Consider the following 22,219-nt stretch of genomic DNA (forward strand, 5'->3'; position numbering starts at 1 on the left):
AACAGTTCCTGCAGGCGCGCGGCGTTGCGCATTTCTTCTGGCGGGCCGGATGCTGCTAAGCTCAATAGGTCCCGCAGGGCATCAGGCGAACAGCCGGTGCCGCGCCCTCGTAGCTCAGGGGATAGAGCGTCTGCCTCCGGAGCAGAAGGCCGTAGGTTCGAATCCTATCGAGGGCACTGATGAAGCAGGACCGCAGGAATCCCCGGCCACACGGCCGGGGATTCTTGCGTTAACCCCGATCTACCGGGCTGCGCTGGCTGCGGGCTGGCGGTCACGCGTTGCCGCAGTGCCGGCGGCGCCGCTGCCGCGGAAGGTTCGGCGGTAGGCCGCCGGGCTGACGCCGACGGACTTGGCGAAATGGTGGCGCAGCAGCACCGCTTGGCCGAATCCCGTGATCCGCGCGATTTCGTCGATGTTCAGGTCCGATTCCTCCAGCAGCTCCTGCGCACGGAGCACCCGCTGCGCGTTGATCCATGCGGCCGGCGTGGCACCGGTTTCGGCCCGGAACCGGCGGGCGAACGTGCGCTCGGACATGTGCACCCTGTCGGCCAATTGGGCGACCGTCACGTCCTGGGCCAGGTTCTCATCCAGCCACACCAGCAGGTCTTTCAGGGTGTGGCAGCCGGCCAGCGACATTGGACGGTCAATATACTGCGCCTGCCCGCCGGCCCGGTGCGGCGGCACCACCATGTCCCGGGCGATGGCCGTGGCCACCGAGGCCCCGAGCTCGGTCCGGACCAAGTGCAGGCAGGCGTCGATCCCCGCGGCTGTCCCGGCACTGGTGATGATGCGGTCGTCCTCGACGTACAGCACGTTTTCGTCCACGTCGATCTGCGGATAGTTGGCCGCCAGCTGATGGGAGTACTGCCAGTGCGTTGTGGCGCGGCGCCCGTCCAGCAGCCCCGCCTCGGCCAGCACAAAGGCCGCCGAGCATACGGACAGCACCCACGCGCCGCGGGCATGCGCGGCGTGCAGGGCGTCCCGTAGTTCGTCCGGGACCTGGTCCATCTGCTGGTAGGGCGCCACCACCACCAGGTCCGCGTCGGCGGCAGCCTCCAGTCCAAGCGGGACGTTCAGGGAGAATCCCAGCTTGCTGCTGACCACGCCTGGCACGGTCGTGCAGATCCGGAAGTCGAACGCCGGAACGCCGGTGCCGCGGTCAGACCGGTCGATGCCGAAGACTTCGCAGACCACTCCAAACTCGAACGGCGCGGCCCCCGGAAGCACCACCACAGCCACTGTTTTCAACATGCAACTAGTATGGCAGTTTTTTGTGCTTTATGGTCGTTTCTGCCACTCTTTTTTCCGCTGCCGCAGGATCACCATAGAGGCATGGAACTACTTCTGATTACCGCACTGGCACTCTTCGTCATCGGCGCCACCATCCGATTGATCATCCGTGACGGCCGCGGCGCCACCCCGCCGGAACGTTCACACGCCGACTGGACCGCCGGCACCGTCCCGAGTCGCCCCTATGCCGACCTTCCCCGGTTGGTCTGAGCCGACCGTTGCCTGATCTGGATCCGCCCCAAGCCCGACCGCAACCCGGTCGGGCTTCCTCTTGCTACTGGCGGTGGGCGAACAAGTCCCGCAGGAGTGCAATCTCGGCCAGATGATGGATCATTTCTCGGTTGATGTGCAGCACCAGGGTTCCCATGGACCGGTCGGCAAAGGCGCCTTCCGCAGGACCGCACGGCCGGCCCAGCCCATCCTCGCCGAGCGCTCGAACACCGTCGAGCCACCGCGCATAGTAGTCGTCGAGCAGGGCCAATGCCCCGGCCGCGGTCCCGGGATACTCGAAGGACTCGTAGCCCACCCGTGGGCCGCCGAAGTGCGAAGCGTTCCGGCTCCCCAGCACCCCCACCAGAATGTGGTTCAGGCGCCAGGCCACCGTGGTTACCGGCGGCGGCTTTGGCTCCGGGACCGCGAATTCGATGACAAAGTCCCCAGCCCCCACGGCCATCTGGGCGGTGCTGGTGCCACGGTGCCGGACGTTCCAACAGCCCTCGGCAGGTTCCCAGAAATACTCCTCGTCCGTGAGCCCATGCAACCGGGGACGGGCCTGGGCGTCCCAGTGCCAGGTCAGTTGCTCCACCAATTCCACTGCCGCATTGAAAGTCATCGCAGCTCCCATCACCCCTGAGTCCCGACACCACGCGGACTCTCGAGTCCATCTTGGAGCGGCCGGGCCGTCCTTGCCCAGTCTCTGCTGCTCCCCATCCGCCTGCAAAGCGGTCATCACGGACAGCTCCTGTCCGCGTTCACGAGTAGATTGGCCTTGTCCCGGAAATTCCGGCCCCGGTCAGCGCGGAAAGCATCCGCCGGGCCGGCCGCTTCAGACAGGTGCCCATGCTCGAAACGTCAGCGCGGCTGCTGCAACTGCTTTCCCTGCTCCAGATGCGCCGGGAGTGGACCGGCTCCGCCTTGGCCGAGCGGATGAGCGTCACCGAACGCACGGTGCGCCGGGACATCGGCAAGCTGCGCAACCTGGGCTATCCCATCAACGCCTCCCCCGGTGTGGCCGGGGGCTACCAGCTGGGTGCGGGCGCCCAGCTTCCGCCGCTGCTGCTTGACGACGACGAGGCGTTGGCCGTGGCGCTGGGCCTCAGTGCGGTGACGGCCAGCCCGGTGGCAGGCGTCGGCGAAGCCTCGCTGCGGGCCCTGACCAAGCTGGAGCAGGTGCTGCCTTCGAGGCTGCGGCCCAAGTTCTCCACGCTGAAGAATGCCGTGGTCACCCTGGCCGGGCCCACCGCGGCGGTGGATCCGGAGGTGCTGACCGGAATTTCCAGCGCCATCGCCGAGCGGCGCGTGATCGGCTTCCGCTACGCCAAGGCCGATGGAGAGTCCTCCCGCCGGCTCGCCGAACCGTACCGGCTGGTGGACACGGGCCGCCGCTGGTATCTGGTGGCCTACGACACCGGCCGGCAGGACTGGCGCACCTTCCGGGTGGACCGGTTCGAGTCGGTTCCGACCCCCCGGGAACGCTTCGCCCCGCGCCAGCTGCCGCAGCCGGACCTCGCCGCGTACGTCCAGCAGTCGATCACCCGGTCTCCGTACCAGTTCGACGTCGTGGTGCGGATCGACGCTCCGCTGCAGGCGGTCGCCGAGCGGATCCCGCCGAACATCGCCACCCTGTCCGACGACGGCGGCGCCACCCTGCTGCGCGCAGGCTACGACTCGCTCGACTATCCCCTGGTCCAGCTGGCCGCCGTCGGTTTCGCCTTCGAGATCGTGGAACCGGCGGAATTCCGGCAACGCGCCGCAGAGCTCGCCGGCCGCTTGTCCGCCGCTGCGGGCACGGAAACGGCGGCCGCCCCACCCGCATAGGTGAAACAACCGCCGTCGTACGCTGCCGAGTGCTGTTGCGCCGGGAGCGCCGGTTGCTACTGGAGCATGGTGCGGTCGTCCACCACGCCCTTGATCTTTTCGAACTCGTGCAGCAGGTCCGGCACGGTGGCCTTCAGCTTCTGCTCCTGATCAAGATCCAGGATGATCCGGCCGTCATGCATCATGATCAGCCGGGTGCCCAGCCGCAGTGCCTGCTCCATGTTGTGCGTGACCATCAGGGTGGTCAGCTGGTGGCGGTCCACCACCTCGGCCGTCAGCCGGCTGACCAGTTCCGCACGCTGCGGATCCAGTGCGGCGGTGTGCTCGTCCAGCAGCAGGATCTTGGGGCTGCTGAAGGTGGCCATCAACAGCGACAGGGCCTGCCGCTGGCCGCCCGAGAGCAGTCCGACCTTAGCCTTGAGCCGGTTTTCCAGCCCCAGTTCCAAGGAGCGCAGCTCCTCCTTGAAGAACTCGCGCTTCTTGCGGGTCACGCCGGGACGCAAACCGCGCCGCTTGCCGCGCTCGTAGGCGATGGCCAGGTTCTCTTCGATGGTCATTTCCGGCGAGGTGCCGGCCATCGGATCCTGGAAGACGCGTCCGATGAAGCGTGCGCGCTGATGGTCTGCGAGCCGAGTGACGTCGTTGCCGTCAATGCTCACCGTGCCGGTGTCCGGGCGCAGCTTGCCGGAGGTGATGTTCAGAATGGTCGATTTACCGGCACCGTTGCTGCCGATGACCGTGACGAATTCGCCGGCACCCAGCGTCAAATTGATGTCCTGCAGGGCAACGCGCTCGTTGACGGTGCCCGCGAAGAAGGTCTTGTGAACGTTCTTGATATCCAGCATGTCAGCCCTTCGCTCCCGTCAGGGATTTCTTCATCTTCCCCAGGCCACCGACCCGGGCGAAGACCTTCCATTGCGGAAGGAGCAGCGCCATGACCACCAGCACGGCGGAGACCAGCTTCATGTCGGTCTGCTTCAGTCCGGCTTCCAGCGCCAGCTGGATGACCACGCGGTACAGCACCGAGCCGAACACGACGGCCAGGGTAGCAATCCAGATCAGACGGGTGCCGAAGATTGCCTGGCCGATGATCACGGAGGCGAGACCGGCCAGGATCAGGCCGATGCCCATGCCGATGTCGGCAAAACCTTGGTACTGGGCAATGAAGGCCCCACAGAGGGCTACCAGTCCGTTGGACAGCGCCAGGCCGAGGATCTTTTGGTTGTCGGTGCTGACACCGAAGCTGCGGATCATCTGTTCGTTATCGCCGGTGGCCTGCATGGCCAGTCCGACGTCGGTGTGCAGGAACCAGTCCATGATCACCTTCACCGCCAGCGCTACCAGCAGGAAGATGGCGATGGCGCCGATGCCACCGAGCAGTCCTGCCTCGCGCAGCGGCGTGATCAAGGTTTCTTCACGCAATAGCGGCAGATTGGCCTTGCCCATGATGCGCAGGTTGATGGAATAGAGGGCGATCATGGTGAGGATGCCTGCCAGCAGGCCGTTGATCTTGCCCTTGGTATGCAACAGGCCCGTGACGGCGCCGGCTGCCATGCCGGCAACAAAAGCCAATACTGTCGCCAGGATGGGTGGCATGCCGTTGATGATGCTGATAGCGGCAACTCCGGCACCGGTGGTGAAGCTGCCGTCGACCGTCAAGTCGGGAAAATTGAGGATGCGGAAGGTCAGATAGACCCCCAGGGCCATGATCGCGTAGATCAGCCCAAGCTCAACCGCGGTAATCATAGGTAAAGGACCTTGGTTCTCTCGTGGGGTCCGCCCGGCGGCCGGGGTGGCCGGCCGCCGGACGGACTGTGGACTTCGTCAGCTCGCGCTGGAAGTGCCTTCGGTTTACTTGAAGACGTGCTCGGCCTTGGCCTTGTCGGTGAAGCCGTCGGGCAGCGTGACGCCGGTGCGCTTGGCAGCGGCCTCGTTGACGTAGAGTTCCAGCTCGGTCTGGGTCTCCACCGGCATGGATGCCGGCTCGGCCTCGCCCTTGAGGATCTTCACAGCCATCTCGCCGGTCTGGTAGCCCAGCTTTTCGTAGTTGATGCCGTAGGTGGCCACCGTGCCGCGCTTCACCGAGTCGCCTTCGGCGGCGATGGTGAGGATCTTCTTGGACTCGGCCACCTGGATCAGCGACTCAAGGGCCGAAACGACGGCGTTATCGGTCGGGACATAGAACGCGTCGACGTCCAGCGACTCCGCGGCCTGCTGGACTTCGGTCGAGTTGGAGATGGCCGCTTCCTTGATTTCCAGGCCCAGCTTCTTGCCGGCTTCCTTGGCCCATTCAACCTGGACGCCGGAGTTGACCTCGCCCGAGGAGTAGACGATGCCCACTGACTTCGCGTCCGGGTTCAGCTCCTTGACCAGGGCCAGCTGCTCTTCGACGGGGTTGCGGTCGGACGTACCGGTGACGTTGGAACCCGGGGCGTCCGCGCTTTCCACCAGGTCGGCGGATACCGGATCGGTGACGGCGGTGAACAGGATCGGGGTGTCCATGATGGCCTGGACGGCTGCCTGCGCGGTCGGCGTGGCGATCGCCAGGATGAGGTCCTTCTTGTCGGTGGCGAACTTGCCGGCGATGGAGGTGGCCGTGGCCTGGTCGCCCTGCGCGTTCTGCTCGTCGTAGGTCACGGTCTCACCCTCGACATAACCGTTGTCGGCCAACGCCTTCTTGAACCCTACGGCGGTCGCGTCCAGGGACGGATGCGAAACAATCTGGCTGATGCCGATTTCCACGGATTCAGTGCCGCCATCGGCTGCGTCGCCCTCGGACGATGCCGAGCTGCCGCACGCGGAAACCAGCAGGGTGGTGGCCAGCAGGCCTGCACCCAGGCCGAACATGGTCGAGCGTTTCTTCACGGTGTTCCTTTCGAATGTCCATCATGTGCCGGTAGTCCGGCACATTTCCGCTTGCTGCCCCTCCCCGGCGCAGCTGTTGCGGTCCGCCACACGCGGCAGCGTCTTCGGCGCCGGAAGATGTGGCTGGCGATCCCTGCGGAAAGCGTCCTGAAGATCTTACCTGTGAACCGAGTCACATTGTCTAATCAGACCCGCGGGGTCAGGACAACCATATGAGATACGTCTCGCCTGCCGGACAAATTGCGTCCTTATGTCGCCGGATAGTTATTTTCGTCCACGAGCGGCTTGCAGCCGTGGCCGCCTGTCCGGGCGGGCGGGGGCAACCGGCCCAGCCGCTAGACTGTGATCAATCATGGCTGTGAATATCACGTATCCCTCGGCCCTGCCGGTTTCCGAGCGGCGCGAGGACATCATGGCGGCCATTGCCGCAAACCAAGTGACCGTCATCGCCGGCGAAACCGGTTCCGGCAAAACCACCCAGATCCCGAAAATGTGCCTGGAACTGGGCCTGGGCGAGAAGGGTCTGATCGGGCATACCCAGCCCAGGCGACTAGCGGCCAGGACCGTGGCCGAGCGCATTGCCGAAGAGCTGGATGTGAAGATCGGCGAGGAAGTGGGCTTCCAGGTCCGTTTCACCGGCGAAGTCAGCCGCGATACCCGGATCAAGCTGATGACCGACGGCATCCTGCTGGCCGAGATCCAGCACGACAAGCTGCTGAAGAAGTACAGCACCATCATCATCGACGAGGCGCACGAACGCAGCCTCAACATTGACTTCATCCTGGGCTACCTCAAGCGCGTGCTGCCGAAGCGGCCGGACCTGAAGGTGATCATCACCTCGGCCACCATCGATCCCGAGCGGTTCGCCCGCCACTTCGGCAGCGACGAAGACCCGGCGCCCGTCATCGAAGTCTCCGGCCGGACCTACCCGGTGGAAATCCGCTACCGCCCGCTCAACCAACCGGCGAGCACGGACGCCGACAACCCGGACGTGGACGAACTGGAAGAAGACCGGGACCCGCTCGACGCCGTCTGCGACGCAGTGGACGAGCTGTCCCTGGAGGCACCCGGCGACATCCTTGTCTTCTTCTCCGGCGAGCGCGAAATTCGCGATGCCGCCGACGCCCTCGCGGCCAGGATCAAGACCAACCGCCGGCTGGCGGGCACCCAGATCCTGCCCCTCTACGCCCGGCTCTCACTGGCGGAGCAGCACCGCGTCTTCTCCCCCGGCAGCCAGCGCCGGATTGTGCTGGCCACCAACGTGGCCGAGACTTCGCTGACCGTTCCGGGCATCAAGTACGTGATCGACACCGGAACCGCACGCATCTCCCGATACTCGCACCGCACCAAGGTCCAGCGGCTGCCGATTGAACGGATCTCGCAGGCCTCGGCCAATCAGCGTTCGGGCCGCTGCGGCCGCGTCAGCGACGGCATAGCCATCCGGCTTTACTCCGCGGAAGACTACGACTCCCGGCCGGAGTTCACCGACCCCGAAATCCTGCGCACCAACCTGGCCGCCGTCATCCTGCAGATGACCGCCATGGGCGTGGCCCGGGACTCCAAGGACATTGAGGCGTTCCCGTTCGTGGAGCCTCCCGAGACCCGTGCCATCAACGACGGCGTCACCCTCCTGCGCGAACTCGGTGCCCTGCCCGAGCCCGGCACTTCGGTGGTCGGATCTCCCCGCGCTGCGCTTGGTCGATCACCGGGCGCATCAGCGCCGCGTGGAGACCGGGCGAAACCGGGGCTCACCGCCGTCGGGCGCAAGCTGGCGCTGCTTCCGGTGGACCCCCGGTTGGGCCGGATGATTGTGGAAGCCGGCCAGCGCGGATGTGTGCGCGAGGTGATGGTGCTGGCGGCTGCGCTGACCATCCAGGACCCGAGGGAACGCCCCACCGACCAACAGCAGCAGGCCACCGAGAAGCACAAGCGGTTTGTGGATGAGAAGTCCGACTTCACCGGGGTGCTGAACCTGTGGCGTTATCTGCAGGAGAAGCAGCAGGAGCTCTCCTCGACCCAGTTCCGCAAGCTGTGCCGCACCGAGTTCATCAACTACCTGCGGGTCCGCGAGTGGCAGGACCTGTTCGCGCAGCTGCGCCAGCTGGCCAAGCCGCTGGGCATCACGCTGGGGTCCGGGCGGGATGTGGACCCCGCGGGCAAGCACGATGACATCCACAAGTCGCTGCTGGCCGGCCTGCTCAGCCACATTGGTGCCTATGAGGAGCGCAAACGCGAATACGCCGGCGCCCGCGGCACCCGGTTCGCCATCTTCCCGGGCTCGGCGCTGTTCAAAAAGTCACCGGACTGGGTGATGGCGGCCGAGCTGGTGGAAACATCGCGGCTCTGGGCCCGGGTGGCGGCCACCTTCGACCCCGCGTGGGCCGAGGAGATTGCCCCGCAGCTGTGCAAGCGCACGTATTCGGAGCCGCACTGGTCCAAGAAGATGGGCTCGGTGATGGCCTATGAGAAGGTCACGCTCTACGGAGTGCCGATTGTCCCGCAGCGTCGGATCCAGTACGGCCGGATCGACCGAGAGCTCAGCCGCGAGCTGTTCATCCGCCACGCCCTGGTGGAAGGCGACTGGCGCACGCACCACAAGTTTTTCCACCGCAATCGCCGGCTGCTGGCCGAGGTGGAGGAATTGGAAACCCGGATGCGCCGCCGCGACCTGCGCGTCGACGACGAGACGCTGTTCGAGTTCTACGACGAGCGGATCGGACCCGACGTGGTCTCCGAACGGCACTTCGACAAGTGGTGGAAGGACGCCCGCGCCGAGGATCCCACGCTGTTGGATTTCGATCCGGACGCCGTGCTGACCGCCGACGCCGAGGAACTGGACGCGTCGGCGTTCCCGAAGACCTGGCTGCAGGGGTCGTTCGAGCTCCCGCTGAGCTATGAATTCTCGCCGGTGGCACCGGGCGCGACCCCGGATCCGTCCGACGGTGTGACCGTGCACGTCCCGGTCCTGTTCCTGAACCAGCTGGATGAGGCCCCCTTCCGCTGGCAGATCCCCGGACTTCGGGTGGAACTGGTGACGGCGCTGATCAAGTCGCTGCCGAAGCAGATCCGCAAGAACTTTGTCCCGGCGCCGGACGTGGCCCGGAGCGCGGCGGCGGCGCTGGCAGCGGACTTCAACCCGGCCGAGGATGCGCTGGAGCCCTCGCTGGAACTGGTGCTGCGCCGGTTGAAGGGGCACATCATCCCGCCCGGTTCCTGGAACTGGGACACCGTGCCGCCGCACCTGCGGATGACCTTCCAGGTGCTGGATGGCAAGGGCAAGGTGCTGGACGAAGCCAAGGACCTGGCGAAGCTGCAGCTGGAACTGGCGCCGGCGAACCGGCGGGCCATCGCCGAGTCGCTGGGCGCAACGCCGGGTCCCCAAGCGGCCCCGGGCGGCCTTGGTGGACCGCAAGGCCGGCCGTCGGCGGACACGGGCCGCGGCGCCCCCGGCAAGAAGCACAGCAAGCACGGTGGACGGCAGGGATCCGCCCCCGCTGACGCACCGTCGTCGACCTCCCCCGGGCTGACGACCGGCGGCGTGCAGGAACGCAGCGGCCTGACGGCCTGGCCTGACGGTGACCTGCCCCGCGAGGTTAAGCGCGAGGTGGCAGGCCACACCGTGACCGGTTATCCGGCGCTGGTGGACGAGGGCACCACCGCGGGGGTGCGGGTCTTCCAGACCCCGGCGAGCCAGCAGTCGGCCATGCGCTCCGGCGTCATCCGGCTGCTGGTGCTGCGCGTTCCCTCGCCGCAGCGGTACGTGCTGGACCACCTGAACAACACGGAAAAGCTGACCTTCACGCAGAATCCGCACGGCTCGGTGGCCTCGCTGATCGATGACTGCACGCAGGCCGCGGTGGACAAGCTGGTCCCCGCCGAACTGCCGTTCACCAAGGCCGGCTTTGATGCCCTGTACGAACAGGTCCGCGCCGAGCTGATCGACACCGTCTTCACCGTGACCGCGATTGTGGAAAAAATCCTCTCCAGTGCCCGGCGGATCCAGAAGGAACTGAAGTCCAATGCCAGCCTGGCCCTGATCAGCCCGCTCTCCGACATCAAGAGCCAACTGGAGCAGCTGGTCTACCCCGGATTCGTGGCCGCCACCGGCTACGCCCAGCTCAGCCAGCTGCCGCGCTACCTGGCGGGCATCGAGCGTAGGCTGCAGAAACTGCCCACCGCCGTGGGCCGGGACGCACAGCAGATGTCCGTGGTTCAGCGGCTCGAAGACGAGTACGACGACGCCCGGGCGGCCCTGAAACCGGGCAACCTGGACGGTTCCGGGCTGGACAAGGTGCGCTGGATGCTGGAGGAGCTGCGGATCAGCTTCTTCGCACAGGAACTCGGCACGGCCTTCTCGGTCTCCGAGAAGCGCGTCCGGGCGGCCCTGCACGACGCCCTCGCCGGCTGACGCTGCCCGAAGGGTCCAGGGCTGGCCGCGAGGTTTGGGGCTGGCCGCGGGCCGCGGGGCTGGCGCGAGGTCACGGGCTGGCCGCGGTCTGGCCTCGAGATCTGGGGCTGGCCGCGAGATCAGGGGTTACGGGCCCTGATCTCGCCGTGACCACAGGGTTTGGCGTCCATATCAGGGGTTATTGCCCCGCATCTGGACGACGCAGGATGAGCTGGACGCCAAACCCTGACCTCGGGCCCATCGACCCACGGCATAATCCCCCGCCGCGCCGCCCGGCATCCTGTCCACCCGGCATCCTGTCCGCCCGGCATCCTCTCCCCCGCCGCGCCGCCCGGAACGTTGTCCACCGGCGCTACCCTCCGGAAAGCGCCGGGTCAGTCTTCGGGGACGTTATCCCCGTGGCCGGCGTCGCGCAGCGCCGCCCGAAGCCGCTTGGCTGACTCCTCCATCACGTCCGGATCGGGGTTCTGCTGGGCGCGCTTGAAGTCGAACTCGGCCTCCGAGTTCGACGGCCAGACATGCAGGTGCAGGTGGTCCACCTCGAAGCCGGCGATGATCAGGCCGGCACGGGCGGCGCCGAAGGCCTCCACCTGGGCCTTGCCGATGGTCTGTGCAACCGCGGTGAGCTTCTGCAGCAGGTCGGCCGGGGCATCGGTCCAGCGGTCCACTTCCTGGCGCGGCACCACCAGCGCATGCCCGTCAGCGAGCGGATTGATGCTCAGGAAAGCCACCACGTCGTCGTCCTTCCAGACGAAGCGGCCGGGAATCTCGCCGTCGATGATCTTGGTGAACAGTGTGCTCATGGACGCAATCCTTATCGTAGGTCAGTCAATCAGAAAGTCGGTTAGGCAGCCGTCAGCGGATCACTGGACCGGCGAACCTTCAGTCGTTGAGCGAGGCGATGTCCAGCACAAACCGGTAGGCAACGTCGCCGGCCACCATCCGGTCATAGGCCTGGTTCAGCTCCGGGGCACGCACTAGCTCCACGTCGGCGGTGATCCCGTGCTCTGCGCAGAAATCGAGCATCTCCTGGGTTTCTGCGATGCCGCCGATGTTCGATGCGCCGTAGGCAATTCGGTGGCCCATCAGCAGGTTGACCGGCACCGGCGGCATCGGCTCCGGCGGGACACCCAGCTGGATCAGCGCGCCGTCGCGCCGGATCGTCCGCAAGTAGGGCGCCAGGTCGTGGGCCGCGGACACCGTATCGATCACCAGGTCCACGCTGCGCCGGGCGGCGGCGAGCGCCTCGTCATCGCCGGTCACCACCACGTGGTCGGCACCAAGTGCACGGGCGGAATCGGCCTTACCCGCCGAGCTGGTGAAGACCGTCACGGACGCGCCCATGGCCTTGGCCAGCTTGACGGCCATATGCCCCAGCCCGCCGAGACCCACCACACCGACGGAATCGCCGGCTTCCACGCCGAAGTAACGCATCGGCGAGTACGTGGTGATGCCGGCGCACAGCAGTGGTGCCGCCGCGGCCGGATCCAGCTCCGGCGGCATCCGCAGCACAAAATTCTCATCGACGACGACGGAGCTTGCGTATCCGCCCTGCGTCACCTCACCGCCGTGGCGCCGGTCGCGGGCCCCGTAGGTGCCCACCGCGCCCTTGTCGCAGTATTGTTCCAGCCCCTCGTGGCAGGCGGCGCAGTCGCGGCACGAGTCCACCATGCAGCCCACGCCCACCAGATCGCCGATGGCGTGCAGGGTCACGTCCTGGCCGATGGCGGTGACCCGGCCGACGATCTCGTGGCCGGGCACCAGCGGGTAGTCGATCTCGCGCCACTCCCCGCGGACGGTATGCACGTCGGAATGGCAGAGGCCGCAGAACGCTATGGCGATCTCCACGTCGTGCGCCTCCGGGTCGCGGCGCTCCACCTGCAGCGGGACCAAACCGGAACCGGGGGCCTCCACGCCGTAGGCCAAGGCCGTGTTCATGCTGCTCCTCGATGTCTGCCGGTCCGCGGCCGCGTGGGCCACCTGTTCCTGCTTCGGTGAAAGGGGTTTCCCCAGTGGCGGGGGTGCCGGACGGCCAAGTGTCATGAGCTCGACGCTACCGTTTGCCGGACCGCCATGCCACCGGGACGCACCGTGTGTGACGCTCCGGGTTCCGGGGTCTGCGAGGCCGGACGGCCGCCGTTCACGGCTCGGCTCCGGTGGCTATCGGCAGGTCCGGATGCCCGCACCACTGGGACCATGAACCAGGAAACAAGGCCGCATCGAAGCCGGCCTCGGCCAGGGCCGCAATCTGGTGCGCGGCGTTGATACCCGAACCGCAATAGACCGCCACATCCCGACCGTCGGCGCCCAAATCCTTGAACCGCGCGGCAAGTTCCGCGGCGGGCAGGAACTGGCCGCCGGGGGCCAGATTCTCCGTGGTCGGTGCGCTGACCGCGCCCGGAATGTGGCCTGCGCGCGGGTCCACCGGCTCCAACTCACCCCGGTAGCGCTCGGCGGCGCGGGCATCAAGCAACAGCGAGGTGCCGGCGAAGTCCAGCACCTCGTCCAACCCCAGGCGGGGCATTCGCCCGCTGCCCAGTTCGACATTTCCCAGCGAGGCCAACTCCTCGCCGCCGTCTAGCTCGTACCCTTCGGCAAGCCAGGCGGCAAGTCCGCCGTCGAGCAGGTACACGGAGTCGAAGCCGCCGTCGCGCAGCAGCCACCACACCCGGGCAGCTGAAAGGCCGCCGTTCTCGTCGTAGGCAACCACCACGTCGTCGTTGTTGATCCCCCAGTCCCGCGCGGCCTCGCGGAAGGCCTCCGGCTCCGGCAGCGGGTGGCGTCCGCTGGCCGCGGACGGCGCGGACGCGAGTTGGGACGGCAGGTCAACGTAGACCGCACCGGGAATATGGGTCTGGCGGTAGCGGCCCTGGCCGTCGCCCTCGCGGTCGCCGAGTTTCCAGCGGACATCAAGCAGTACGGTGCGCCGTCCGGAGATCATCCGTTCCCGCAGCGTCTGCACGTCCATCAGAGTCCTCATGAGATCTCCTCCTGACTGCAGGCGGGCGTCGTTGCCCGCCGGTGTCCGGCCAGTCCATCACAGCAGCGGGTACCGGGCCAAGCATCCACGCCCCGACACCGCCTGCCCCGACGGTCAGGCCAGTTCCACGCTGTCCCCCGGCGACAGGTGCCGGTAGCTGGTGCCGTAGTGGCCGCCGAAAAGCGTCACGTGCTTTTCAACCAGCGGCAGGCCGCGGTCGCTGAGCCCGGCGTCGTGGATCGGGTAGGCATGCTCGGCGCGCATGGCGGTGACGAAGTCGATCACCTCGGCCGTCTTGGACCAGGGAGCGTGGATGGGTACCAGCACGTTCTTCACCATCAGCCCGTGCGGCACGATGAACGAATCCCCCGGGTGGTACAGGTTGTCGTTGATGACGTAGCCAATGTTGGCCACCACCGGGATGTGCGGATGGATCAATGCATGCTGGCCGCCGAAGGTGCGGATGCGGAACCCCGGCACAGCGAACTCCGTCTCCGGCTCGGCGGCGTGGATCCGTTCCGATGACGCCGGGGCGAGCGCCCGGAGCTCGGCCGCAACCGAGGCCGGAGCGTACAGTTCCATTCCGTCTGCCGCCGCGAGCAAGGCGAGCACCCGGTCACGGTCCAGATGGTCCGCGTGCTCGTGGGTCACCAGGACGGTGGAGGCCCCGTCGAGAGCCTGCTCCACCTCGGAAAAATTGCCCGGGTCGATCGCCAGGACGTGCCCGTTCTCTTCAAGCCGGACGCAGGAATGGGTGAATTTAGTCAGCTGCATGGCACCAACCCTAACCGCGCCGGGCGGAAGGCGGTATGGCGGCCCCGCAGGCCCGGCAATTCAGGCCTGCTGGTAGGCTGGAAGGAGCCCACGGGCGTCCAGAACCATCAGCAAGGAGCCGAAGCGGACATGTCCGTCCCGTCAGCCAAACCGCAGGCGCAGCGCCGCGGTCCGGAGCAGCGAGTGACCCGCCAGCGGGTAGCGGTGGCCACCGCTTTGGACAGCCTGGAGGACTTCGTCAGCACGCAGGAACTGCACCGTTTGTTGCAGGAACGCGGCGAGCCGGTCTCCCTGGCCACCACCTACCGGATCCTGCAGTCGATGGCCGACGACGGGCAACTGGACGTGATGCGCAACGGCGAGGGCGAAGCCGTCTACCGGCGCTGCGCCGTCGAACATCATCACCATCACCTGCTCTGCCGGACCTGCGGCAAGACCGTGGAGATCGAGGCTCCGGCGGTGGAGCAGTGGGCGGCGCGGATGGCTAGGGAGCACGGCTTCACGCAGGTGGCGCACACCGTGGAAATGTATGGGCTGTGCCCGGAATGCAGCGCCGCCGAGTAGCCTCGGCCAGCAACCCCGGACAGTAACTCCGCAGCGCGGTCCCCCCGTTGCGCCGCTACCCGATTCCGCCGCAACCCGGTAGCGCCGTCATGCCGTAATGCCGGCGTTTATCCGGCGCTGACCCTCACCGCGGGCTCGGTGCGCCGCCCCACTCGGCCGCGGCGCTGCCGCCGAGCGCCGGCCAGCCGGCACACCACGTAGATCAGGAACGAAATCGTGGTCACGTACGGGCTGATCGGCAGGCTGCCGCCGAGGGCCAGCAGGATCCCGCCCAGGGTTGCGGTCACGGCGAACAGCACGCTCAGCAGCACCACGATCCGCGGCGAACTGCTCACCCGGAGCGCGGCGGCAGCCGGCGTGATCACCAGCGACAGCACCAACAGTGCGCCGACCACCTGGATGGACAGCGCCACGGCCAGTCCCAGCAGGAACATGAACACGATGGCCAGCGCACCCACCGGCACCCCGCGGGCCTCGGCCAGGTCCGGATCGGCGCTGGCAAAGGTCAACGGACGCCAGATGGCCAGCAGCCCCAGCACCACCACCGCCGATCCCGCGGCCAGTAGGTTCAGTTGCACGGTGTCCACGGACACGATCTGCCCGGTCAGCAGGCCGAATTTGTTCGCGGAGCGGCCCTCATAGAGCGACAGGAACAGGATGCCCAGGCCCAGCCCGAAGGACATGATCACACCGGTGATCGAATTCCGGTCCCGGGCGCGCATGCCCAGTACGCCCAGGACCACGGCCGCGATCACCGAGCCCACCAGCGACCCGAACACCACGTTGGCGCCGATCAGCAGGGCGAAGGCCGCCCCGGCGAAGGACAATTCGGCGATACCGTGCACGGCAAACGCCAGGTCCCGCATCATCACGAAGACGCCGATCAGGCCGCCGACCAGGCCGAGGACGGCGCCGGCGATCAGCGAGTTGCGCACCAGCGGAAGCAACTCGCCGTAATCGCTGAAATTGAAGACCGCGTTCAGCAGTTCCGAGAGGTCCATGCCTACTCCCCCTCGCCGTGCTGGTGCGTGGTGGCGTCCGGCAGGCCCACCACCACGATGCGGCCCTGGTTGTGGATGACTTCCACGTGGCTGTTGTACATCCGCGACAGCACCTCGGTGGTCATCACTTCTTCCGGCGTGCCCACGCGGAACTGGCCGCCGGCCAGGTACAACACCCGGTCCACGTAGTCGATGATGGGATTGATTTCATGCGTCACGAAGACTACGGCGCTGTTCTTTTCATGGCATTGCCGGTTGATCATCGCACTGACCGCCTGCTGGTGGTGCAGGTCGAGCGAGAGCAACGGCTCATCGCAGAGCAGCACTTGGGGGTCGGATGCCAGTGCCTGGGCCGCCCGAAGCCGCTGTTGCTCGCCGCCGGAAAGCTGCCCGACCGGGGCCTCCGCGTACCCCTCGGCGCCGACCATTTCCAGCAGTTCGTCCACCCGCCGGCGATGTTTGCGCGGATTAAGCCGGATGCCCCACCGGTGGCCGTCCAGGCCCAGGCCCACCAGATCGCGGGCGCGCAGCGGTGTCTCCGGCGCGAAGGTCTTCTGCTGCGGGATGTAGCCGATGTCCCGGCTGCCGCGTTCCAGCGGCCGACCGTTGATCTCGGCCGTGCCGTGGCTCAGCGGCTGCAGGCCCAGCAACACGCGCAGGAAGCTGGTCTTCCCGGAACCGTTCGGACCCAGTACCGCGAAGAACTCCCCCGGCTTGATGGTCAAGTCCAGGTCATGCCACAGCACGCGCCGGCCGAAGGACAGCGAAGCACCTTGCAGGCGGACGGCGGCGGTCGGGGCCCCGCTCATCCGCGCAGCGCCTTCTCCACGGCCTGGAGGTTTGCCGTCATCCAGCCCAGGTAGTCCTGGCCTTCCGGCAAAGTTTCAGTGAAATCGACGACGGCGATGCCCGCCTTCTCCGCCAACAGGCGGAGGCGCTGTGTCTGCGGTCCCTCGGTCTGTTCGTTGTAGGCGACGAACCGGACCGAGCCGCCGGTGACCAGGTCTTCGGCTGCTTTCAGGGCCTGCGGGGAGGCATCGCTGCCTTCCTCCGCGGCCTCCATGAAGTCGTCAGGGGTCTTGTTCTCCAGGCCCAGGGCATCGAACAGGTGCAGCGGCACCGGATCGGTTGCCGCTACGGCTTTCCCGTCGGCGGCAGCGGCCAGTCCGTCCACCTCGGCCTGCAGCTTGTCCAGTCCGGCCTGGAACTGCCCGGCGTTGGCCTTGAACGCGTCGGCCTGCTCCGGATCCAGCGCGGACAGCTTCGCGGCAACCGCGTCGGCAACCTTCGCCATGGTGGGCAGGTCGTACCAGACGTGCTCGTTGAAGCCGCCGTGGTCGTGGTCCCCGTGGCCGTGGTCCGTATGGTCGTCGCCGGCGTCTGTCGCCGCCGAAGCGTGCGGCGCCTCGTCGTCGGCCCCGGGCAGCGGCGAGAGTTCAACCGCAGTGATGATGTTGTCGTGGTCCACACCGGTATCGTCGGCGAGGGTGTGCATGAACGTGTCGTAGCCGCCGCCGTTTTCCAGCACCAGGTCGGCCTTGGACACGGCAAGCTTGTCGCGGGCCGTTGCTTCGTAGGAGTGCGGGTCCTGGGCCATCCGGTCGATGATCGAGGTGACTTCCACCTGGTCGCCGCCGATGCTGCGGGCCAGGTCCCCGTAAACGTTCGTGGAGGCGACCACTTTCAACGTGCCGTCCGGTTCGTCCGCTCCCCCGGCGGCCGCGCAACCGGACAGCAACAGAGCCGTCGCGGCCAGGCCTGCCAACACAGGGGTGGTACGGGAGTGCCTCACGGGCGACCTCGGTTCTACTCACAGATGAGAATCAATAACAATAAGGATTCCCAGCTTAGCGCATTGCGAACCGTTCGCATTACCGTGCGCCGAGGGCGCGGAACCGCCGCAGCAGTCCCGCGCCCTCGGGTGGGCTATTCGCCGGTCCGGCGCAAGCCCTGGGCCTGGGTCTCGTCGCGGATCTCGCCCACCAGCACTTCGATCACGTCCTCGAGGAACAGCACGCCGTGGGTGCTGCCGTCGGTGCCCAGTACGCGGGCCAGATGCGACCCGGTCCGCTGCATGACGCCCAGCGCGTCCTCGATTTCCTCGTCCAGCGCCAAGTTGGCCAGGGTGCGGACCTTGGTGAGTGGAATCGTCTTATTGAACCGGTCCTCCGGGATGGTCATGACGTCCTTCAGGTGCAGGTACCCGGTCAGGTTGTCGTCGGCGTCGGCCACCGCAAACCGGGAGAACCCGGTCCGGCCCACCACCCGCTCGAACTGCTCGGGAGTGGTGTCGACGCCGATGGTCACCAGCTGGTCGAGGGGCACCATCACGGTGGCCGCCGTGACGGCCGAGAACTCCAGCGAACTGGAGATCAGTCCGGCGTCGTCGTCCACCAGTCCGTGTTTGGTGGACTCCTGCACGATCGACTGGACCTCCTCCAGCGTGAAGGTGGAGGTCACCTCGTCCTTCGGCTGAATCCGGACCGCCCGGAGGATGTGGTTGGCCGACCAGTTCAGCGTGGCGATCACCGGCCGCACCACCTTGGACACGGCTACCAGCGGCGGAGCGAGCAGCAGGGCGGCCTTGTCCGCCACGGAAACGGAAATGTTCTTCGGCACCATTTCGCCAAAGGTCACGTGCAGGAAGGTCACCACCACCAGCGCCACGGCGAAGGAAATCCCATAGGAGACCTCATGCGGAACGCCCAGCCATCCTTCCAGCGGCAGTAGCAGCAATTCCTTGATCGCCGGTTCGGCCACGTTCAGAATCAGCAGCGAACACACCGTGATGCCCAGCTGGGCGCAGGCCAGCATCAGCGAAACATGCTCCATGGCCCACAGCGTGGTCTTGGCACGCTTGGAGCCGGCCTCCGCCAAGGGCTCGATCTGGCTGCGGCGCGCGGACATGACGGCGAACTCGGCGCCGACGAAGAAGGCGTTGCCAATCAGCAGCACGACCAACCAGAAAATACCCATCGCCGCCATCAGAGCCCACCCGCCTTGCCGGCATCGGGCTGTACCGCACCGGTTGCCGGATCGGGGATGAAGCGCACGCGGTCCACCCGCCGTCCGTCCAGCCGCTCCACCTCCAGCGTTCCGCCGTCCACCGGAACCGTATCGCCGACCACGGCAATCCGGCCCAGCTCGGCCATGATGAAGCCGCCCACCGTCTCGTAGCTGGCCTCGTCCGGCACGGACAGCTGCGGAATTTGGTCGGTGACCTCATCCGGGCGCATCAGGCCGGGAAAATACCAGTTCCCGGCCGCGCTCTGCAGCACTCCAGGCTTCACCCGGTCGTGTTCGTCGGCGACCTCGCCAACAATTTCCTCCACCAAGTCCTCCAGCGTGACCACTCCGGCGGTTCCGCCGTATTCGTCGAGCACGACCGCGAACTGCAGGTTCGCGGCCCGCAGTTCGGACAGCAGCGAATCCAGGTGCACCGTCTCCGGTACCCTCAGCACGTCGGTCATGATGGTGGCCGCGGGCAGTGACGCACGCTTCTTGCGCGGGACGCCGATGGCCTTCTTGATATGCGCCACGCCGCGGACGTCGTCCGGGGAATCGCCGAGCACCGGGAACCGGGAGTAGCCGGTGCGGCGGGCCGCGGCGATCAGGTCGGCCACGGTCTGGTCCGCATCGATGAACTCAACGCGGATCCGCGGCGTCATCACGTCGGCCGCGCTCCGGCCGGAGAAGGTCAGCGTCTTGGCCAGGAAGTTGGCGGTTCCGGCGTCCAACGTGCCCATCTCGGCGGAACGGCGCACCAGCGACGCCAGCTCGGAGGGGGTCCGGGCTCCGGAGAGCTCTTCCTTGGCCTCCAGCCCGAACAGGTGGAGCACCTTGTTGGCGAAGCCGTTGAGCATCAGCACGAACGGCTTGAAAACGGCGGTGAAGACCAGTTGGGGCCGTGCCACCAGCTTGCCGACTGCCATCGGCAGGGCAATGGAAGCGTTCTTCGGCACCAGTTCGCCCAGCAACATGGAGAGCAGGGTGGCGATCACCATGGCGATCACCGCGCCGATGGGCTGAATAACCGCCTCGGCCAGGCCCAGCGCCGCCAGCGGCGGGCGCAGCAGGCTGCTGATGGCCGGTTCCATCAAGAAACCGGTCAGCAGTGTGGTCAGGGTGATGCCGAGCTGGCAGCTGGAGAGCTGGGTGGAGAGGGACTTCAGGCACTTCATCAGCGGCACCGCGCCGCGGTCGCCCTTGTCGATGGCGCGCTGCACGGTGGGCTGGTCCAGGGCCACCAGGGCGAATTCAACGGCGACGAAGAACCCGGTGCCGAGGATCAGCAGCATGCCGGCGGCAATTTGGATCCATTCCATTTAGCGCGCCACCGTCCTGCGTCTCAGGCGGGCAGATGGAGGGTGGTCATCCGAGCCCGGACTAGAAGGCTCCTGACCGGCCGCGTTGGCGGCAAGTGTGTGATGGGCACGTGCACGGGATTTGCCGGTGCTGGGTGACGCCTCGCACCGGGCGGCCGCTTGGGCTGCCTGTGCTCCCGCGGTGCGGCATGTTGCCTGCCCTGCGGGGCGCGTCACGGACCGGCTCCTAGAATAGCTGTCCATTATGCGCACTAGCCTAGCAGGCGGACCCCCGCCGCCGGCTGCCGTACCGCTACCAGCTCTGCGGAACCGGGCGGCCCTCTTCATAGCCGGCGGCCGACTGCACACCGACGATGGCCTGCTCGCGGAACTGCACCAGGTTCTGCGCCCCGGCGTAGGTCAGCGAGCTGCGCAGACCGGCGGTGATCTCGTCCAGCAGGTCCTCGACCCCCGGGCGCAGCGGGTCGAGGTACATCTTCGAGGACGAAATGCCCTCTTCGAAGAGGGCCTTGCGCGCCCGCTCGAACGCGTCCTCGCGCCGGGTGCGGTTCTGCACCGCACGGGCCGAGGCCATGCCGAAGCTCTCCTTGTATTTCCGGCCGCTGCTGTCCGTGAGCAAATCCCCCGGGCTTTCGTGCGTCCCGGCGAACCAGGAGCCGATCATCACCTGGCTGGCACCGGCCGCCAGTGCCAGGGCCACGTCCCGCGGATAGCGTACCCCGCCGTCGGCCCATACGTGCGCGCCAAGCTCCCGCGCGGCCTCCGAACATTCCTGCACGGCCGAGAACTGCGGACGGCCCACGGCGGTCATCATGCGGGTGGTGCACATGGCGCCCGGCCCCACACCGACCTTGACGATGTCCGCGCCGGCTTCCACCAGGTCGCGCACGCCTTCGGCACTGACCACGTTCCCGGCCACCACGGGAACCTGCGGATCCAGGCTGCGCACGGCGTCCAGCGCGTCGAACATCTTGCGCTGGTGCCCGTGCGCGGTATCCACCACCAGCACGTCCACGCCCGCCTCCAGCAGGGCCTCGGTCTTGCCCTTCACGTCGCCATTGATGCCGACGGCGGCCGCCACCCGCAGCCTGCCCTGCGGATCCAGCGTGGGCGTGTAGATGGTGGACCGGAGCGCGCCCGAACGGGTGAGCGCGCCCAGCAGCACGCCGTCGTCGTCCACCACGGGTGCGAAGTTCGCCGATGCCGAGTCGAACAAATCGAAGGCCTGGCGCAGCGAGGTATCCGCCCCGGCGTCGAACATGGAAGCCTCCAGCAGCAGCGGGTGGGCCGCCATCACCGAGTCGAGCGAGGCGTAGCGGTCCACGCCTTCGCAGTCCTCGGCGCGCACTACGCCCACGCACTTGCCGCCGTCGTCCACCACAGCAACCGCTCCGTGCGACCGCTTGTCCATCAGGTGCAGGGCGTCGATGACGGTGCTGGCGGCGGTCAGCTTTAACGGTGTTTCGAAGATGGTGTGGCGGTCCTTGATCCAGCCGGTGACTTCCGCGAGCACCTCCAGCGGCACATCCTGCGGCAGCACGGCGAGCCCGCCCCGGCGGGCCATCGTCTCCGCCATGCGGCGTCCGCTCACGGCCGTCATGTTCGCCACCACCAGCGGAATGGTGCTGCCCGTACCGTCGCCGGCGGACAAGTCCACGTCCAGCCGGGAGGTGACGTCCGAGCGCGAAGGCACCAGGAAGACGTCCGAATACGTCAGGTCGGTCATCGGCTGGTTGATCAGGCGCATGGATGCTCACTTTCCTCGTCGCCGTGCGGGCCGGCGGGACGGCGGGGCCGGTGGGTGTGGGAACCGTATGGTGCCCGGGAACCTGCGGCAGCAGTCTGGCGGTTGACCGGCCAGACTCCCCCGCAAAGTCTAGAGGCACCGGCGCCGGGAACGAATCGGGGTGCCGTTCGGCGGCACGGGTGGTAAAGATTAGCCTGCGTTGCGAAAGTGTCATTAGACTGGCTACTG

General features: G+C 67.1%; 19 protein-coding genes and 1 tRNA gene. 5 read left to right on the forward strand and 15 right to left on the reverse strand.

Annotation, left to right across the window (positions count from 1 at the left end; genetic code table 11):
• Positions 1–103: 103 nt before the first annotated feature.
• Positions 104–176, forward strand: a tRNA-Arg gene (locus ACWF5H_RS13675).
• A gap of 64 nt (positions 177–240) precedes the next feature.
• Here the strand turns inward: ACWF5H_RS13675 and ACWF5H_RS13680 are convergent.
• Entirely contained in the window at positions 241–1,251 is a 1,011-nt protein-coding gene (locus tag ACWF5H_RS13680) for a GlxA family transcriptional regulator (protein ID WP_364648590.1), read from the reverse strand.
• 81 nt (positions 1,252–1,332) lie between these two features.
• Between ACWF5H_RS13680 and ACWF5H_RS13685 the strand changes: the two genes are divergently transcribed.
• On the forward strand, positions 1,333–1,500 hold the full coding sequence (locus ACWF5H_RS13685) for a hypothetical protein (RefSeq protein ID WP_364648587.1): 168 nt from the start codon (positions 1,333–1,335) through the stop codon (positions 1,498–1,500).
• A gap of 64 nt (positions 1,501–1,564) precedes the next feature.
• On the opposite strand, the gene ACWF5H_RS13690 is transcribed toward ACWF5H_RS13685, so the two are convergent.
• The gene (locus ACWF5H_RS13690) at positions 1,565–2,122 is read right to left on the reverse strand and encodes a DinB family protein (protein WP_452037498.1); all 558 of its coding nucleotides are present in this window, start codon (positions 2,120–2,122) and stop codon (positions 1,565–1,567) included.
• Positions 2,123–2,349: 227 nt separating this feature from the next.
• Between ACWF5H_RS13690 and ACWF5H_RS13695 the strand changes: the two genes are divergently transcribed.
• Positions 2,350–3,327, forward strand: a complete 978-nt coding sequence (locus tag ACWF5H_RS13695; protein ID WP_452037499.1) for a helix-turn-helix transcriptional regulator — start codon at positions 2,350–2,352, stop codon at positions 3,325–3,327.
• A 56-nt stretch (positions 3,328–3,383) separates the two neighbouring features.
• Here the strand turns inward: ACWF5H_RS13695 and ACWF5H_RS13700 are convergent, their stop codons facing one another.
• The 3 genes from ACWF5H_RS13700 to ACWF5H_RS13710 all read right to left on the reverse strand — a co-directional run bounded on the left by ACWF5H_RS13700 (position 3,384) and on the right by ACWF5H_RS13710 (position 6,192).
• A complete protein-coding gene (locus ACWF5H_RS13700; protein WP_452037500.1) occupies positions 3,384–4,172 on the reverse strand; it encodes an ABC transporter ATP-binding protein in 789 nt (262 codons plus the stop codon).
• 1 nt (position 4,173) lies between these two features.
• Entirely contained in the window at positions 4,174–5,073 is a 900-nt protein-coding gene (locus tag ACWF5H_RS13705; protein WP_452037501.1) for an ABC transporter permease, read from the reverse strand.
• 105 nt (positions 5,074–5,178) lie between these two features.
• The gene (locus ACWF5H_RS13710) at positions 5,179–6,192 is read right to left on the reverse strand and encodes an ABC transporter substrate-binding protein (RefSeq protein WP_452037502.1); all 1,014 of its coding nucleotides are present in this window, start codon (positions 6,190–6,192) and stop codon (positions 5,179–5,181) included.
• A 352-nt stretch (positions 6,193–6,544) separates the two neighbouring features.
• Between ACWF5H_RS13710 and hrpA the strand changes: the two genes are divergently transcribed.
• Positions 6,545–10,600, forward strand: a complete 4,056-nt coding sequence (gene hrpA, locus ACWF5H_RS13715) for an ATP-dependent RNA helicase HrpA (protein WP_452037503.1) — start codon at positions 6,545–6,547, stop codon at positions 10,598–10,600.
• Between the two features lie 374 nt (positions 10,601–10,974).
• Here hrpA and ACWF5H_RS13720 read toward each other — a convergent pair whose 3' ends face one another.
• The 4 genes from ACWF5H_RS13720 to ACWF5H_RS13735 form a co-directional block, all read right to left on the reverse strand.
• A complete protein-coding gene (locus ACWF5H_RS13720; RefSeq protein WP_452037504.1) occupies positions 10,975–11,403 on the reverse strand; it encodes an HIT family protein in 429 nt (142 codons plus the stop codon).
• Positions 11,404–11,482: 79 nt separating this feature from the next.
• Positions 11,483–12,538 (reverse strand): NAD(P)-dependent alcohol dehydrogenase, encoded by a 1,056-nt coding sequence (locus ACWF5H_RS13725; RefSeq protein ID WP_452037505.1) that lies wholly within the window; start codon positions 12,536–12,538, stop codon positions 11,483–11,485.
• A gap of 202 nt (positions 12,539–12,740) precedes the next feature.
• A complete protein-coding gene (locus tag ACWF5H_RS13730) occupies positions 12,741–13,580 on the reverse strand; it encodes a sulfurtransferase (protein WP_452037506.1) in 840 nt (279 codons plus the stop codon).
• A gap of 114 nt (positions 13,581–13,694) precedes the next feature.
• Positions 13,695–14,354 carry an MBL fold metallo-hydrolase gene (locus tag ACWF5H_RS13735; RefSeq protein WP_452037508.1) on the reverse strand — a complete coding sequence of 220 codons (660 nt, stop codon included), beginning with the start codon at positions 14,352–14,354 and terminating at the stop codon, positions 13,695–13,697.
• Between the two features lie 129 nt (positions 14,355–14,483).
• Between ACWF5H_RS13735 and ACWF5H_RS13740 the strand changes: the two genes are divergently transcribed.
• Positions 14,484–14,918, forward strand: coding sequence for a Fur family transcriptional regulator (locus ACWF5H_RS13740; RefSeq protein ID WP_364648554.1), 435 nt, complete (start codon positions 14,484–14,486; stop codon positions 14,916–14,918).
• A gap of 107 nt (positions 14,919–15,025) precedes the next feature.
• On the opposite strand, the gene ACWF5H_RS13745 is transcribed toward ACWF5H_RS13740, so the two are convergent.
• From ACWF5H_RS13745 to guaB1, 6 genes are all read right to left on the reverse strand, one after another.
• Entirely contained in the window at positions 15,026–15,919 is an 894-nt protein-coding gene (locus ACWF5H_RS13745; protein WP_452037509.1) for a metal ABC transporter permease, read from the reverse strand.
• Positions 15,920–15,921: 2 nt separating this feature from the next.
• Positions 15,922–16,728 carry a metal ABC transporter ATP-binding protein gene (locus ACWF5H_RS13750; RefSeq protein ID WP_364648549.1) on the reverse strand — a complete coding sequence of 269 codons (807 nt, stop codon included), beginning with the start codon at positions 16,726–16,728 and terminating at the stop codon, positions 15,922–15,924.
• Positions 16,725–17,711, reverse strand: coding sequence for a metal ABC transporter solute-binding protein, Zn/Mn family (locus tag ACWF5H_RS13755; protein ID WP_452037510.1), 987 nt, complete (start codon positions 17,709–17,711; stop codon positions 16,725–16,727). Before ACWF5H_RS13755 ends, ACWF5H_RS13750 begins: the two co-directional genes overlap by 4 nt.
• A 134-nt stretch (positions 17,712–17,845) precedes the next feature.
• On the reverse strand, positions 17,846–18,895 hold the full coding sequence (locus tag ACWF5H_RS13760) for a hemolysin family protein (RefSeq protein ID WP_452037511.1): 1,050 nt from the start codon (positions 18,893–18,895) through the stop codon (positions 17,846–17,848).
• 8 nt (positions 18,896–18,903) lie between these two features.
• Complete coding sequence (locus ACWF5H_RS13765) at positions 18,904–20,244, reverse strand: hemolysin family protein (RefSeq protein WP_452037512.1); 1,341 nt, start codon at positions 20,242–20,244, stop codon at positions 18,904–18,906.
• 292 nt (positions 20,245–20,536) lie between these two features.
• Entirely contained in the window at positions 20,537–21,991 is a 1,455-nt protein-coding gene (guaB1, locus tag ACWF5H_RS13770) for a GMP reductase (protein WP_452037513.1), read from the reverse strand.
• Positions 21,992–22,219 lie beyond the last annotated feature (228 nt).

The sequence above is a fragment of the Arthrobacter sp. NPDC055138 genome (assembly GCF_053607305.1).